17 protein-coding genes are annotated in these 15,192 nt (G+C 60.8%); 13 read left to right on the top strand and 4 right to left on the bottom strand.

Annotated features, from left to right (window positions below):
- The first annotated feature begins 69 nt into the window (after positions 1–69).
- From GFU70_RS24580 to GFU70_RS24570, 3 genes are all read left to right on the top strand, one after another.
- A complete protein-coding gene (locus GFU70_RS24580; RefSeq protein ID WP_013694243.1) occupies positions 70–411 on the top strand; it encodes a hypothetical protein in 342 nt (113 codons plus the stop codon).
- Positions 412–543: 132 nt separating this feature from the next.
- Positions 544–1,032, top strand: a complete 489-nt coding sequence (locus GFU70_RS24575) for a TIGR00645 family protein (protein ID WP_014340287.1) — start codon at positions 544–546, stop codon at positions 1,030–1,032.
- Between the two features lie 204 nt (positions 1,033–1,236).
- A complete protein-coding gene (locus GFU70_RS24570; RefSeq protein WP_003205746.1) occupies positions 1,237–1,854 on the top strand; it encodes an FKBP-type peptidyl-prolyl cis-trans isomerase in 618 nt (205 codons plus the stop codon).
- A gap of 133 nt (positions 1,855–1,987) precedes the next feature.
- Here the strand turns inward: GFU70_RS24570 and GFU70_RS24565 are convergent, their stop codons facing one another.
- From GFU70_RS24565 to GFU70_RS24555, 3 genes are all read right to left on the bottom strand, one after another.
- A complete protein-coding gene (locus tag GFU70_RS24565) occupies positions 1,988–2,245 on the bottom strand; it encodes a hypothetical protein (RefSeq protein WP_003205743.1) in 258 nt (85 codons plus the stop codon).
- A 207-nt stretch (positions 2,246–2,452) separates the two neighbouring features.
- Positions 2,453–2,794: a zinc ribbon domain-containing protein YjdM gene (locus GFU70_RS24560; RefSeq protein ID WP_003205741.1), complete on the bottom strand. Its 342-nt coding sequence runs from the start codon at positions 2,792–2,794 to the stop codon at positions 2,453–2,455.
- Positions 2,795–2,998: 204 nt separating this feature from the next.
- Positions 2,999–3,967, bottom strand: coding sequence for a polyprenyl synthetase family protein (locus GFU70_RS24555; protein WP_153388924.1), 969 nt, complete (start codon positions 3,965–3,967; stop codon positions 2,999–3,001).
- 239 nt (positions 3,968–4,206) lie between these two features.
- On the opposite strand from GFU70_RS24555, the gene rplU reads away from it, so the two are divergent.
- The 5 genes from rplU to GFU70_RS24530 all read left to right on the top strand — a co-directional run bounded on the left by rplU (position 4,207) and on the right by GFU70_RS24530 (position 8,147).
- Positions 4,207–4,521 (top strand): 50S ribosomal protein L21, encoded by a 315-nt coding sequence (gene rplU / locus GFU70_RS24550; RefSeq protein ID WP_003176051.1) that lies wholly within the window; start codon positions 4,207–4,209, stop codon positions 4,519–4,521.
- Positions 4,522–4,556: 35 nt separating this feature from the next.
- Positions 4,557–4,814 (top strand): 50S ribosomal protein L27, encoded by a 258-nt coding sequence (gene rpmA / locus GFU70_RS24545; RefSeq protein WP_003205738.1) that lies wholly within the window; start codon positions 4,557–4,559, stop codon positions 4,812–4,814.
- A 190-nt stretch (positions 4,815–5,004) separates the two neighbouring features.
- Positions 5,005–6,228: an Obg family GTPase CgtA gene (gene cgtA / locus GFU70_RS24540; RefSeq protein ID WP_116641305.1), complete on the top strand. Its 1,224-nt coding sequence runs from the start codon at positions 5,005–5,007 to the stop codon at positions 6,226–6,228.
- A 326-nt stretch (positions 6,229–6,554) separates the two neighbouring features.
- Positions 6,555–7,673 (top strand): glutamate 5-kinase, encoded by a 1,119-nt coding sequence (gene proB, locus GFU70_RS24535; RefSeq protein WP_058544076.1) that lies wholly within the window; start codon positions 6,555–6,557, stop codon positions 7,671–7,673.
- 9 nt (positions 7,674–7,682) lie between these two features.
- A complete protein-coding gene (locus GFU70_RS24530; protein WP_116641307.1) occupies positions 7,683–8,147 on the top strand; it encodes a CreA family protein in 465 nt (154 codons plus the stop codon).
- 122 nt (positions 8,148–8,269) lie between these two features.
- Here GFU70_RS24530 and rpsT read toward each other — a convergent pair whose 3' ends face one another.
- Complete coding sequence (gene rpsT / locus GFU70_RS24525) at positions 8,270–8,548, bottom strand: 30S ribosomal protein S20 (RefSeq protein WP_003185593.1); 279 nt, start codon at positions 8,546–8,548, stop codon at positions 8,270–8,272.
- A 254-nt stretch (positions 8,549–8,802) separates the two neighbouring features.
- Here rpsT and murJ point away from each other — a divergent pair, with 254 nt between their 5' ends.
- The 5 genes from murJ (at position 8,803) to fkpB (ending at position 15,189) form a co-directional block, all read left to right on the top strand.
- Positions 8,803–10,341 (top strand): murein biosynthesis integral membrane protein MurJ, encoded by a 1,539-nt coding sequence (murJ, locus tag GFU70_RS24520; protein ID WP_153388923.1) that lies wholly within the window; start codon positions 8,803–8,805, stop codon positions 10,339–10,341.
- Between the two features lie 129 nt (positions 10,342–10,470).
- Complete coding sequence (gene ribF, locus GFU70_RS24515) at positions 10,471–11,409, top strand: bifunctional riboflavin kinase/FAD synthetase (protein WP_058544079.1); 939 nt, start codon at positions 10,471–10,473, stop codon at positions 11,407–11,409.
- 13 nt (positions 11,410–11,422) lie between these two features.
- On the top strand, positions 11,423–14,254 hold the full coding sequence (ileS, locus tag GFU70_RS24510; RefSeq protein WP_058544080.1) for an isoleucine--tRNA ligase: 2,832 nt from the start codon (positions 11,423–11,425) through the stop codon (positions 14,252–14,254).
- A complete protein-coding gene (lspA, locus tag GFU70_RS24505) occupies positions 14,247–14,759 on the top strand; it encodes a signal peptidase II (RefSeq protein WP_058544081.1) in 513 nt (170 codons plus the stop codon). Before ileS ends, lspA begins: the two co-directional genes overlap by 8 nt.
- The gene (gene fkpB, locus GFU70_RS24500) at positions 14,752–15,189 is read left to right on the top strand and encodes an FKBP-type peptidyl-prolyl cis-trans isomerase (protein WP_058544082.1); all 438 of its coding nucleotides are present in this window, start codon (positions 14,752–14,754) and stop codon (positions 15,187–15,189) included. Before lspA ends, fkpB begins: the two co-directional genes overlap by 8 nt.
- Positions 15,190–15,192: the final 3 nt, after the last annotated feature.

Raw genomic sequence — 15,192 nt, 5'->3', positions numbered from 1 at the left:
AGAGTCATCATCGGATCGAAACAGCCTCCTCGCGGGGGCTGAATACCGGATCTACCGAGGGGCGCCGCCATGTCGCGCAACCTTTGCCTCACTCGTCAATGCCTGGGCCTTGTCACCCGTATCGAATGCGCCATCCGCCCCCTGGCGGGAGATACCGGTATGTGGACCTTGCTCTTCGCCGCCGGAATGGCCGGTGAACAACCTTCGGCCATCAAGGCCCAAGGGCCATTCCCCGGCCCGACTGCCGCTGAATCCATCCTCGATACCATTGTGCAAAGCCTGACACTGCACGGTTATGAGCTGGCCGACGACCCGCAGATCTGGTCCCTGCACATGCAAGCCCAACTGCGTGAAATCAACGGAGGCCGTTGTCGCAACGTCGGCGGTTTCGAATTTCGTCCGCTGCATTGAAGGCCATCACGGCACGACTACCAGCAGTAAAATTTTGACACAAGAGCTGGGACCAGGGAGGGGCCCGGCGTTTGTGGGGCCGGTCGTGGCTGATATACTCGCCGCGATTTTTCAGCCCTGGTGTGAGATTCAATGGAACGCTTTATCGAAAATGCAATGTACGCCTCCCGCTGGCTGCTGGCGCCGATCTACTTCGGGCTGTCCCTGGGCTTGCTGGCCCTGGCGCTGAAATTCTTCCAGGAAGTCTTTCACGTCATTCCCAACGTGTTTTCCATGGCCGAGTCCGACCTGATCCTGGTGCTGCTGTCGCTGATCGACATGGCGCTGGTGGGTGGCCTGCTGGTGATGGTGATGATTTCCGGCTATGAGAACTTCGTCTCGCAACTGGACATCGCCGACGACAAGGAAAAGCTCAACTGGCTGGGCACCATGGACTCTTCATCGCTGAAGATGAAAGTCGCCGCCTCGATCGTGGCCATTTCCTCCATCCACCTGCTGCGCATTTTCATGGACGCCAAAAACGTCGATCCCGAACACCTGATGTGGTACGTGATCATCCACATGACTTTCGTGGTTTCGGCATTTGCCATGGGCTACCTGGACAAACTGACCAAGCACTGAGGTCCGTTCACCGCGCTGGCGCAACGCCCGTCTGTCAAATTGCAGGCGGGCGTTGTCGTTTCTGGCGGGTTGCTTTGACGCAGGGGGCTCGTCACCCGCCGTGGCATCTGTGCTAGTCTGCTCGCCCTTTTGGTTCCGGGCGCTCCGGGAGGCGCTGTGTCACGCACGGCAATTCTCGAGCCGTCCGCACAGCGGAGCAGCATCATGTCCGAAGTTAACCTGTCCACCGACGAAACCCGCGTCAGCTACGGCATTGGCCGTCAGTTGGGCGACCAACTGCGCGACAACCCGCCACCGGGCGTGAGCCTGGATGCGATCCTGGCCGGCCTGACCGACGCGTTCGCCGGCAAGCCAAGCCGCGTGGGCCAGGACGAGATGTCCGCCAGCTTCAAGGTCATTCGTGAAATCATGCAGGCCGAAGCCGCTGCCAAGGCTGAAGCCGCCGCAGGCGAAGGCCGTGCGTTCCTGGCCGAAAACGCCAAGCGTGAAGGCATCACCACCCTGGCTTCCGGCCTGCAATTCGAAGTGCTGACCCAGGGTGAAGGCGCCAAGCCGACCCGTGAAGACCAGGTGCGCACCCATTACCACGGCACCCTGATCGACGGCACTGTGTTCGACAGCTCCTACGATCGTGGCCAGCCAGCCGAATTCCCGGTAGGCGGCGTGATCCCAGGCTGGACCGAAGCACTGCAACTGATGAATGCCGGTAGCAAATGGCGCCTGTACGTGCCGAGCGAACTGGCTTACGGCGCTCAAGGCGTTGGCAGCATTCCACCGCACAGCGTGCTGGTGTTTGACGTCGAGCTGTTGGACGTACTGTAAGACCCTGTCCGGTTTTACCGCCGGATAAAAACTGTGGGAGCGAGCTTGCTCGCGATGGCGGTGTGTCAGTAACGAAAATGTCGACTGACCGACCGCCATCGCGAGCAAGCTCGCTCCCACAGGTTCTTTGTGCTCATCCGTGGAACCTGCCGCTGAAATCACCCGTCGGGCGCAACGCCCGGGCGTAGCAGAACAGGAACAGATTGCGCACCAGTTCCTTGAGCACCAACGGCTCGCTGGAGTTGAGACTGTTGAGGTCCAGGTCTCCTTGGTCCTGCAGCTCGTTCAAGGCCTCTTCTTCAAGCACTGCACAAACTTCCCCGGTTTCCCGATGCAGGATCCTGAGGTAGGGATGTGGGCGGTCCAGCCAGGCATCGATCAAATAAGTCATGGTTCTCATCTCCTTGATGGGGTCTGATGAGAATAATTCTTATTAGCTAAATAGCAAGTCTCTATTGGCGTTGCGACTGTTTTTCTGACGATGGGTGCTGTCGGCTCAGGGCGGCTGGCAGTTGGCTGGCGCCCCGAGAAATGGGGTCGAAGCGGAGGGGGAAAAGCTCCATCCCACACGCGGGGCGTGGGATGGAATACAGCAAGATCAGACTTTTCTGACGAACTCGGATTTGAGTTTCATCGGGCCAATGCCGTCGATCTTGCAGTCGATGTCGTGGTCGCCATCGCACAGGCGGATGTTCTTGACCTTGGTGCCGACCTTGACCACCAGCGACGTGCCCTTGACCTTGAGGTCCTTGATCACGGTGATGGTATCGCCGTCCTGCAGGACGTTGCCGACCGAATCTTTCTTCACGGTATCGTCGGACACTGTTTCAGCTTCGCCGCTGGCGGACCATTCGTGGGCACACTCCGGGCAGACCAGTTGAGTACCGTCTTCGTAGGTGTATTCGGAATTGCATTTCGGGCAGGGAGGCAACGTGCTCACTAAGGTTCCTTGGATATCAGGAGGACAAAAGGGCGCACATTATATAGGGTTTTGTTGCGAAAGAGGGACGGTGCTGTGTTTGGATATCCTGTGGCGAGAGGATTTGTGGGAGCAAGGCTTGCCCGCGATACAGGCGACTCGGTTTCTGAAAGACCGCATCGTCGTCATCGCGGGCAAGCCTTGCTCTCACAAAAGCCCTGTGTGTCAGTGGGTACGGGCGACCGCAAACTCGCTCAGTTCCACCAGCGCATCGCGGTATTCGCTGGCCGGCAGGGCGTCGAGGCATTTGATCGCGCGGGCGACGTAGTCCCGGGCCAGTTTCGCGGTGTAGTCCAGCGAGCCGGACGCTTCGACCGCGATACGGATGCTTTCCAGGTCTTCGATCCCGCCTTTCTGGATCGCCTGGCGGACCAGTGCCGCCTGTTCAGGCGTGCCCTCGCGCATCGTGTAGATCAGCGGCAGGGTCGGCTTGCCTTCGGCCAGGTCGTCACCGACGTTCTTGCCCAGGGTCTCGGCATCGCCCTTGTAGTCGAGCAGATCGTCCACCAACTGGAAGGCCACGCCCAGGTGATCGCCGAAGGTGCGCAGCGCTTGGCTCTGCTCGGCGCTGGCACCGGCCAGGGCTGCGGCGCTGTGGGTCGAGGCTTCGAAGAGCATCGCGGTCTTGCCGCGGATGACTTCCATGTAGGTTTCTTCGGTGGTGCTGGCATCGCGCACCTTGGACAACTGCAGCACTTCGCCTTCGGCGATGATGCGCGTGGCCTGGGACAGGATTTTCATCACCGGCATCGAGCCCAGCTCGACCATCATTTCGAACGAGCGCGAATACAGGAAGTCGCCCACCAGCACGCTCGGGGCATTGCCCCACATGGCGTTGGCGGTCGAGCGGCCACGCCGCATGCCGGACATGTCGACCACGTCGTCGTGCAGCAGGGTCGCGGTGTGCAGGAATTCGATGGTCGCGGCCAGCAGGCGCATGTCGTCGCCTTCGCGACCCAGGGCCTTGCCGCACAACAGCACCAATAAAGGCCGCAGGCGTTTACCGCCGGCCGATGTGATGTAGTCGCCGATTTTCGATACCAGCGGCACTCGGGAAGTCAGCTGCTTCTTGATGATGCCGTCGACGGCGCTAAAATCGTCCGCCACCGCGCGGTAGAAAGCTTGGGGTTGCATCAGCGACAGGTGCTCCAGAAGGGTTGCGCGGCATGCTAGGACCCCCACCCAGGCCTGTCAAGGCGCGATGGACGGCTACTTGCAAGGCTGTTGCGCCTTGCGTACAATCGCGCACCCTGAACTTCCTGGGCAGCACCTGCCTTACGCAATTGCATCCGGGCCTTCCAGCCCATGCAGCCATGCCAGCCAATACCTCTTCTTATAAAGCGCTGGGTGAGCAGGATTATCGGAGAAATACCATGTCGTACGCAGTAATTGTTACTGGTGGCAAGCAATACAAGGTCGCCCCAGGTGAATACCTGAAGATCGAAAAACTGGAAATCGCTACCGGCGAATCCGTGACTTTTGATCGCGTTCTGTTGGTCGCCAATGGCGATGACGTGAATATCGGCGCTCCAGTCGTTGCTGGCGCTACCGTTGTGGCTGAAGTGATCTCCCAAGGTCGTCACGATAAAGTCCGCATCATCAAGTTCCGTCGCCGTAAGCACCACATGAAGCGTATGGGCCACCGCCAGTGGTACACCGAGATCAAAATCACCGGTATTCAGGCTTAATTTCAGCCTAATTCCTCACTAGGAGAATTGAACTCATGGCACACAAAAAAGCTGGTGGTAGTACCCGTAACGGTCGCGACTCAGAAGCCAAACGCCTTGGCGTGAAGATGTATGGCGGCCAGGCTATCAAAGCAGGCAACATCATCGTGCGTCAGCGCGGCACCCAATTCCACGCTGGCTACGGCGTGGGCATGGGTAAAGATCACACCCTCTTCGCTAAAGTCGAAGGCGTGATCAAGTTCGAAGTAAAAGGCGCCTTCGGTCGTCGTTACGTAAGCGTTATCGCAGCTTAATTGCGAGATCGCTGGAAAAGCCCTGTCTTGCGACGGGGCTTTTTCGTTTGTGGGGTGAGTCTCTTGCAAAACTGTTTGTATGGGCTGTCGGCGCTGCGGTTGGGGCGTGTCATCAGGTCGCTGCGCTCATTTTTGCAAGAGTCTTATGTCTTGTTTTTTTGGCTCGTCCGTATGGCGAGAGGCGTGTGTCATGAAGTTTGTTGATGAAGTATCGATTCGAGTAAAGGCCGGCGACGGCGGCAATGGTTGCATGAGTTTCCGTCGGGAAAAGTTCATTGAAAACGGTGGCCCTAACGGCGGTGACGGGGGCGACGGCGGCTCGATCTACATGCTCGCCGACGAAAACCTCAACACCCTGGTGGACTACCGTTACACCCGGCACTTCGATGCCGAGCGTGGCTCCAACGGCGGCAGCACCGACTGCACCGGCAAGAAGGGCGAAGACCTGATCCTGCGCGTGCCGGTCGGCACCACGGTGATCGACTCCGCCACCCAGGAAGTGATTGGCGACCTGACCAAGGCTGGCCAGCGTCTGCTGGTCGCCCATGGCGGCTGGCACGGCCTGGGCAACACCCGTTTCAAATCCAGTACCAACCGTGCGCCACGCCAGACTACGCCAGGCAAGCCAGGCGAGCAGCGTGACTTGAAGCTGGAAATGAAAGTGTTGGCCGACGTGGGCCTGCTGGGCCTGCCGAACGCCGGTAAAAGTACCTTTATCCGCTCGGTGTCGGCGGCCAAGCCAAAAGTGGCCGATTACCCGTTCACCACCCTGGTGCCGAACCTGGGCGTGGTCAGCGTCGACCGCTGGAAGAGCTTCGTGGTCGCGGATATCCCGGGGTTGATCGAAGGGGCTTCCGAGGGTGCGGGCCTGGGGATTCGCTTCCTCAAGCACTTGTCCCGTACCCGTCTGTTGCTGCACCTCGTGGACATGGCGCCGCTGGATGAAACCAGTGCTGCCGATGCCGCCGAAGTCATCGTCAACGAGCTGACCAAGTTCAGCCCGGCCCTGGCCGAGCGTGACCGTTGGCTGGTGCTGAACAAGTGCGACCAGATCCTTGAAGAAGAACATGAGGAGCGGGTCAAGGAAATCGTCGATCGCCTGGAGTGGGAAGGCCCGGTCTACGTGATCTCGGCCATCGCCAAAGAAGGCACCGAGCGCCTGTGCCACGACATCATGCGTTACCTGGAAGATCGCGCCGACCGCCTGGCCAACGATCCGGCCTACAAGGAAGAGCTGGCCGAACTCGATCAGCGCATCGAAGACGAGGCTCGTGCCCAGTTGCAGGCGCTGGACGACCAGCGTGCCCTGCGTCGCAGTGGCGTCAAGTCGGTCCATGACATCGGTGACGACGATTGGGACGAAGAAGATGTGGATGACGAAGACGGTCCGGAAATCATCTACGTTCGCGACTGATCCTGTGCTGATGCCACTCAGTTGGGGCTAAGGCCAGTGTGAGTGAGCTTGTGGGAGCAAAGCTTGCTCGCGATAGCGATTTTACGGCCAGCAAAGGTGTTGGACGTGATGACGTCATCGCGAGCAAGCTTTGCTTGCGCAGGCTCATCCCCCCCAAGGATTCTCGGGGGCAGGTTCAAGTGTTTCGGCGCGGTGTTATCATCGCAACCAGCCGGTTTCCAAGGCGCCGCTCATTCGAGCGGCGTTTTGGTATCTGTAAAACGCAAATACGAATAATCCCATGGGCGGCGCTGGGTCGCGCCGTTCGCTGGCAAAGGTTGAAGATGATGCGGAGCAAGGTGACGGGTGCGCGGCGCTGGGTCGTGAAGATCGGCAGCGCACTGCTGACAGCGGATGGCAAGGGTCTGGACCGCCAGGCGATGGCGGTGTGGGTCGAGCAGATGGTGGCCTTGCATGAGGCTGGCGTCGAGCTGGTATTGGTCTCTTCGGGGGCTGTGGCGGCCGGTATGAGCCGTTTGGGCTGGACGTCGCGACCCAGCGCGATGCATGAACTGCAGGCTGCCGCCGCCATCGGTCAGATGGGCCTGGTGCAGGCTTGGGAATCAAGCTTCGCCGAGCACGGTCGCCATACGGCGCAGATCCTGCTGACCCACGATGACTTGTCCGACCGCAAGCGCTACCTCAATGCCCGCAGTACCTTGCGCGCGCTGGTGGAGCTCAAAGTCATCCCGGTGATCAACGAGAACGACACGGTGGTCACCGACGAGATCCGTTTCGGCGATAACGACACCCTGGCCGCGCTGGTGGCGAACCTGGTGGAGGCGGATCTGTTGGTGATCCTCACCGATCGCGACGGCATGTTCGATGCCGATCCGCGCAACAATCCCGATGCCAAGCTGATCTACGAAGCCCGTGCCGATGACCCGGCGCTGGATGCAGTGGCGGGTGGCACTGGCGGTGCGCTGGGGCGTGGCGGCATGCAGACCAAGCTGCGCGCTGCGCGTCTGGCGGCGCGGTCCGGGGCTCACACCATCATCGTGGGTGGGCGCTTGGAGCGGGTGCTGGATCGTCTGAAAGCTGGCGAGCGCATCGGCACCTTGCTCTCCCCGGAGCGCGGCATGTTGGCGGCGCGCAAGCAGTGGCTGGCTGGGCATCTGCAGACCCGTGGCACCTTGGTGCTGGACGCTGGTGCGGTGTCGGCCCTGTCCCAAGGCAACAAGAGCCTGCTGCCGGTGGGTGTGAAGCTGGTCCAGGGCAGTTTTCGCCGGGGCGAAATGGTCGTGTGCGTGGCGCCGGATGGTCGCGAGATCGCCCGTGGCCTGGCCAACTACAGTGCGTTGGAAGCGCAGAAAATCATCGGTCAGTCGTCCGATGCGATTGTCGGTCTGTTGGGTTACATGGCGGAGCCTGAGCTGGTTCACCGTGACAACCTGATCCTCGTCTAAGGAAAAATCATGGGTTTGGCAAAAGGATTGATCGGTTTGCTGCTGGCAGTGCCGCTGCTGGCTTCGGCTGAAGAAATTGGCCAAGTGTCGACGGTGTTCAAGTTTGTCGGGCCGAACGACCGGATTGTGGTCGAGGCGTTCGATGATCCCAAGGTGGATGGCGTGACCTGTTACCTGTCGCGGGCCAAGACCGGCGGTGTGAAGGGTGGCCTGGGCCTGGCCGAGGATCGCGCCGAGGCGTCCATTGCCTGCCGCCAGGTCGGGCCTATCAGCTTCAAGGGTGAGCTCAAGGACGGCGAAGAGGTGTTCCGCGAGCGCACTTCGCTGGTGTTCAAGACCATGCAGGTGGTGCGGTTCCTCGACAAGAAGCGCAATACGCTGGTGTACCTGGTCTACAGCGATCGTGTGATCGAGGGCAGCCCGCAGAATGCGGTGACGGCTATTCCGATCCTGCCGTGGGCTCATGCCCAATAACCTCGAGCAAATCCCATTGTGGGGGCGAGCAGGCTCGCTCCCACATTTTTTTGCGGTATGTCTGGTAAATCGCAGGCAATAAAAAACCGACCCTGAGGTCGGTTTTTTAACGAGCGCGTCGCTTAGGCAGCAGCGGCAACGTTCAAGGCCTTTACGTGGCCATTCAGGCGGCTCTTATGACGAGCAGCCTTGTTCTTGTGGATGATGCCTTTGTCGGCCATGCGGTCGATAACTGGCACAGCCAGAACGTAAGCAGCTTGAGCTTTTTCAGCGTCTTTTGCGTCGATGGCCTTGACTACGTTCTTGATGTAGGTACGGACCATGGAACGCAGGCTGGCGTTGTGGCTGCGACGCTTCTCAGCCTGTTTTGCACGTTTTTTGGCGGAAGGTGTGTTGGCCACCGTCGAGCTCCTCGAAAGACTTTTTGGGAAATAGCAAACAAAATAGGCCGCGAATCATGCCGATGAGTTGAAGTCTTGTCAAGGGCGGGTGACGCGTTCCGCTGAATGGCAGGTGCTGCGCACCGAAGGATTTCTTTCCGGCGTGCGACCTGTAAACTCGCGGGCTTTGGCTCTGCACTGTTTAGCGGCGCGGAGTATCGCACAAGTGGGCGCGTTGTTCGCCTGCTGTTTATCGACAGGCAAAAACTCTTTTCATGAATCTGCTCAAATCGTTGGCCGCCGTCAGCTCTATCACGATGCTTTCCCGCGTCCTGGGGTTCGTTCGCGATACGTTGATCGCACGGATATTCGGCGCCGGGATGGCCACCGACGCCTTCTTCATCGCCTTCAAGTTGCCCAACCTGCTGCGGCGGATCTTCGCCGAAGGGGCGTTCTCCCAGGCTTTCGTGCCGATCCTGGCGGAATATAAAAGCCAGAAGGGCGACGAAGCGACCCGCACGTTCATTGCCTATGTCACCGGCCTGCTGACGTTGGTGCTGGCGCTGGTCACGGCGGCCGGCATGCTCGCCGCGCCGTGGGTGATCTGGGCCACGGCCCCGGGTTTCACTGATACGCCAGAAAAATTCCAGCTCACCTCGGACCTGCTGCGGGTGACCTTTCCTTATATATTGCTGATTTCCCTGTCGTCCCTGGCCGGGGCGATCCTCAATACCTGGAACCGCTTTTCCGTACCGGCCTTTGTGCCGACCCTGCTCAATGTCAGCATGATCGTGTTCGCGGTATTCCTGACGCCGTATTTCGATCCGCCGGTGATGGCCCTGGGCTGGGCGGTGCTGGTCGGTGGCCTGGCGCAATTGCTGTATCAGCTGCCGCACCTGAAAAAGATCGGCATGTTGGTGCTGCCACGGCTGAACCTACGCGACAGCGGCGTGTGGCGGGTGATGAAGCAGATGTTGCCGGCGATCCTCGGGGTGTCGGTGAGCCAGATCTCCCTGATCATCAACACCATCTTCGCTTCGTTCCTGGTGGCCGGCTCGGTGTCGTGGATGTATTACGCCGACCGTCTGATGGAATTGCCATCCGGCGTGCTGGGTGTGGCCCTGGGTACGATCCTGCTGCCGACCCTGGCCAAGACCTACGCCAGTCAGGACCGCCAGGAGTACTCGCGCATCCTCGACTGGGGCCTGCGCCTGTGTTTCGTGCTGGTCTTGCCCTGTTCCCTGGCCCTGGGAATCCTGGCTGAGCCGCTGACCGTTTCGCTGTTCCAATACGGCCAATTCAATGCCTTCGACGCCTTGATGACCCAGCGGGCGCTGATCGCTTACTCGGTGGGCCTGCTCGGGATCATCGTGATCAAGGTGCTGGCGCCGGGGTTCTATGCCCAGCAGAACATTCGCACGCCGGTGAAAATCGCCATTTTCACCCTGGTGATGACGCAATTGTTCAACCTGTTGCTCATCGGCCCGTTGGCCCACGCCGGCCTGGCCCTGGCGATCAGCGCCGGCGCGTGCCTCAACGCCGGGCTGCTGTTTTACCAGTTGCGCAAGCAGAAGATGTATCAACCGCAGCCGGGCTGGGGCAAGTTCGGCCTCAAGCTGCTGGTGGCCGTGGCGGTGATGTCGGCGGTGTTGCTGGGGGCGATGCATTTCATGCCGGCCTGGGGCGAAGGGCAGATGCTCGAGCGTTTCCTGCGCCTGGGGGCGTTGGTGATTGCCGGCGTGGTGGCGTATTTCGGCATGTTGCTGCTGATGGGGTTCCGTCTGCGCGACTTCAATCGCAAGGCCTTGAGCTGAGGGTTTGCCTCCGATAATCCTGGGTCGGGCAGCGGTTTTGTCGGTTCGATCACTTTGGCTTGCGGTGTTGCCTGTCGTTGGCCGCCGGGTGTGGTTATAATCGGCCACTTTATGAGCAAGAAGCGCGTTATGCAGCTGGTTCGAGGCCTCCACAACCTGCGCCCCCAACATCGGGGCTGTGTCGCCACTATTGGCAACTTTGACGGTGTTCACCGTGGCCACCAGGCTATCCTGGCGCGGCTGCGCGAGCGCGCGCTGGAATTGGGCGTGCCCAGCTGCGTGGTGATCTTCGAGCCGCAGCCGCGGGAATTCTTCACCCCGGACACTGCCCCGGCCCGTCTGGCCCGGCTGCGGGACAAGCTGCAACTGCTGGCCGCCGAAGGCGTCGACCGGGTCCTGTGCCTGGCCTTCAACCAGCGCCTGAGCAAGCTCAGTGCCGCCGAATTCGTCGATACCATCTTGATGGACGGTCTTGATGTGAAGCATCTGGAAGTCGGCGATGATTTCCGTTTCGGTTGCGACCGGTCCGGGGATTTCGATTACCTGCAACAGGCCGGTATCGCCCAGGGCTTCACCGTCGAAGCAGCGCAGACTGTCGAGATCGACGGCTTGCGCGTCAGCAGCACCCAGGTCCGCAATGCCCTGGCGGCTGGCGACTTCGAATTGGCCGAGCGCTTGCTCGGCCGGCCGTACCGGATTGCCGGACGGATCCTGCACGGGCAGAAACTGGCGCGCCAATTGGGCACGCCAACGGCCAACGTGCAGCTCAAGCGTCGTCGTGTGCCGCTCACCGGGGTGTTCCTGGTGAGTGTCGAGATCGACGGCAAGACCTGGCCCGGCGTCGCCAACATCGGTGTGCGGCCCACGGTCCAGGGCGATGGCAAGGCCCATCTTGAAGTACATGTTCTGGATTTTGCCGGCGATCTGTATGACCGGCGTTTGACGGTGGTTTTCCACCATAAGCTGCGTGAAGAGCAGCGTTTTGCCTCTCTGGAGGCGCTCAAGACGGCGATCCATGCAGATATCGCCGCCGCCCGTGCCCTTGTCGCAACCAGCGCCAATCGCTAATGAAGAGCCTTAAATGACCGACTATAAAGCCACGCTAAACCTTCCGGACACCGCCTTCCCAATGAAGGCCGGCCTGCCTCAGCGCGAACCACAGATTCTGCAGCGTTGGGACAGCATTGGCCTGTACGGAAAGTTGCGCGAAATTGGCAAGGATCGTCCGAAGTTCGTCCTGCACGACGGCCCTCCGTACGCCAACGGCACGATCCACATCGGTCACGCGCTGAACAAGATTCTCAAGGACATGATCATCCGCTCCAAGACCCTGTCGGGTTTTGATGCGCCGTATGTCCCGGGTTGGGACTGCCATGGCCTGCCGATCGAGCACAAGGTCGAAGTGACCCACGGCAAGAACCTGGGCGCGGACAAGACCCGCGAGCTGTGCCGTGCCTACGCCACCGAGCAGATCGAAGGGCAGAAGTCCGAATTCATCCGCCTCGGCGTGCTGGGCGACTTCGCCAACCCGTACAAGACCATGGACTTCAAGAACGAAGCCGGCGAAATCCGTGCCCTGGCGAAAATCGTCGAGGGCGGCTTCGTGTTCAAGGGCCTCAAGCCGGTGAACTGGTGCTTCGATTGCGGTTCGGCCCTGGCCGAGGCGGAAGTCGAGTACGAGAACAAGAAGTCCTCGACCATCGACGTCGCGTTCCCGATCGCCGACGAAGACAAGCTCGCCGCGGCTTTCGGCCTTGGCAAGCTGGCCAAGCCGGCCTCGATCGTGATCTGGACCACCACCCCGTGGACCATCCCGGCCAACCAGGCGCTGAACGTCCATCCGGAATTCAACTACGCCCTGGTCGATGTCGGCGACAAGCTGCTGGTGCTGGCCGAAGAGTTGGTCGAATCCTGCCTGGCCCGCTACAACCTCGAAGGTTCGGTGGTCGCCACCGCGCCAGGTTCGGCGCTGGAGCTGATCAATTTCCGTCATCCGTTCTATGACCGCCTGTCGCCGGTGTACCTGGCCGACTACGTGGAATTGGGCGCAGGCACCGGCGTGGTTCACTCCGCGCCGGCCTATGGCGTCGACGACTTCGTGACCTGCAAGAAATACGGCATGGTCAACGACGACATCCTCAACCCGGTACAGAGCAATGGCGTGTACGCACCGTCGCTGGAGTTCTTTGGCGGCCAGTTCATCTGGAAAGCCAACCCGGCCATCGTCGACAAGCTGACCGAAGTCGGCGCGCTGCTGCACACCACCGTCATCGAACACAGCTACATGCACTGCTGGCGCCACAAGACCCCGCTGATCTACCGCGCCACCGCGCAGTGGTTCATCGGCATGGACAAGCAGCCGGCCAGCGGCGACACCCTGCGCCAGCGTTCGCTCAAGGCCATTGAAGAAACCCAGTTCGTACCGGCCTGGGGCCAGGCGCGCCTGCACTCGATGATCGCCAACCGCCCGGACTGGTGCATCTCCCGCCAGCGCAACTGGGGCGTGCCGATCCCGTTCTTCCTGAACAAGGAAAGCGGCGAGTTGCACCCGCGCACCGTCGAACTGATGGAAATCGTCGCCAAGCGCGTCGAAGCCGAAGGCATCGAAGCCTGGTTCAAGATGGATGCCGCCGAGCTGCTGGGTGACGAAGCGCCGCTGTACGACAAGATCAGCGACACCCTGGACGTCTGGTTCGACTCCGGCACCACCCATTGGCACGTGCTGCGCGGTTCGCACCCGATGGGCCACGAGAGCGGCCCGCGTGCCGACCTGTACCTGGAAGGCTCGGACCAGCACCGCGGCTGGTTCCACTCATCGCTGCTGACCGGTTGCGCTATCGACAACCACGCGCCGTACCGCGAGCTGTTGACCCACGGCTTCACGGTCGACGAGTCCGGTCGCAAGATGTCCAAGTCCCTGGGCAACGTGATCGCGCCGCAGAAGGTCAACGACACCCTGGGCGCCGACATCATGCGCCTGTGGGTGGCGTCCACCGACTATTCCGGCGAGATGGCCGTTTCCGAGCAGATCCTGCAGCGCAGCGCGGACGCCTACCGGCGGATCCGTAACACCGCGCGCTTCCTGCTTTCCAACCTGACCGGCTTCAACCCGGCCACCGACCTGCTGCCGGCCGAAGAAATGCTTGCGCTGGACCGTTGGGCCGTGGACCGTACCCTGTTGCTGCAACGTGAATTGCAGGAGCACTACGGCGAATACCGCTTCTGGAACGTCTACTCCAAGATCCACAACTTCTGTGTGCAGGAGCTCGGTGGTTTCTACCTCGACATCATCAAGGACCGCCAGTACACCACCGGCGCCAACAGCAAGGCCCGTCGTTCGTGCCAGACCGCGCTGTTCCACATCAGCGAGGCGCTGGTGCGCTGGATCGCACCGATCCTGGCGTTCACCGCCGACGAGCTGTGGCAGTACCTGCCGGGCGAGCGCAACGAATCGGTGATGCTCAACACCTGGTACGAAGGCCTGACCGAACTGCCGCAAGGCTTCGAGCTGGACCGTGCGTATTGGGATCGCGTGATGGCGGTCAAGGCGGCGGTCAACAAGGAGATGGAGATCCAGCGCGCGGCCAAGGCCGTCGGTGGCAACCTGCAGGCCGAAGTGACCCTCTACGCCGAAGAAGCCCTGAGTGCCGATCTGGCCAAGCTGAGCAACGAGCTGCGCTTCGTGCTGATCACCTCCACCGCCAGCGTCGCGCCTTTCGTGCAGGCGCCGGCCGATGCGGTAGCCACTGAAGTCAGCGGCCTGAAGCTGAAGATCGTCAAGTCGAACCACACCAAGTGCGCCCGTTGCTGGCACTGCCGTGAAGACGTCGGCGTGAACCCGGAGCATCCGCAAATCTGTGGTCGTTGCGTCGACAACATCAGCGGCACCGGTGAGGTTCGTCATTATGCCTAACGCGGCGGGCCGCTTCGGGCGGCTGGGCTGGCTCTGGTTGAGTGTGCTGGTACTGGTCATCGACCAGGCCAGCAAGTACTACTTCGAGAACTCGCTGACCCTGTACCAGCAGATCGTGATCATTCCCGACTACTTCAGCTGGACCTTGGCCTACAACACCGGGGCGGCGTTCAGCTTCCTGGCCGACAGTTCGGGCTGGCAGCGCTGGCTCTTCGCCCTGATCGCCGTCGTGGTCAGCGCGGTGCTGGTGGTCTGGCTCAAGCGCCTGGGGCGCAATGAGACCTGGCTGGCCGTGGCGTTGGCCTTGGTGCTTGGTGGCGCCTTGGGCAACCTCTATGACCGTATCGCCCTGGGCCATGTCATCGATTTCATCCTGGTGCATTGGCAGAACCGCTGGTATTTCCCGGCGTTCAACTTTGCCGACAGCGCCATCAGCGTGGGCGCCGTGATGCTCGCCCTGGACATGTTCAAGAGCAAGAAAACCGGAGAAGCCGTCCATGACTGAGCAGCGTATCGCTCAAAACACCGAAGTGAAGCTTCACTTCGCCCTGCACCTGGAAAACGGTGACACCGTCGACAGCACCTTCGACAAGGCCCCGGCGGTGTTCAAGGTCGGTGACGGCAACCTGCTGCCAGGCTTCGAAGCGGCGATCTTCGGCTTCAAGGCCGGCGACAAGCGCACCGTGGTCGTACCGCCAGAAAACGCCTTTGGTCAGCCCAACCCGCAAAACGTGCAGACCATGCCACGCTCCCAGTTCCAGGACATGGAGCTGTCCCTGGGCTTGCTGGTGATCTTCAACGACGCGGCCAACACCGAGCTGCCGGGTGTGGTGAAGGCTTTCGACGACGCCCAGGTGACCGTGGACTTCAACCATCCGCTGGCGGGCAAGACCTTGAACTTCGAGGTGGAAATCCTTGAGGTCAAGGCGGTTTAACGT

It is taken from the genome of Pseudomonas brassicacearum (genome assembly GCF_009601685.2).
In the GTDB taxonomy this organism is placed as follows: Bacteria; Pseudomonadota; Gammaproteobacteria; order Pseudomonadales; family Pseudomonadaceae; genus Aquipseudomonas; species Aquipseudomonas kilonensis_B.
This window is presented reverse-complemented; position numbering and strand designations above follow the sequence as displayed.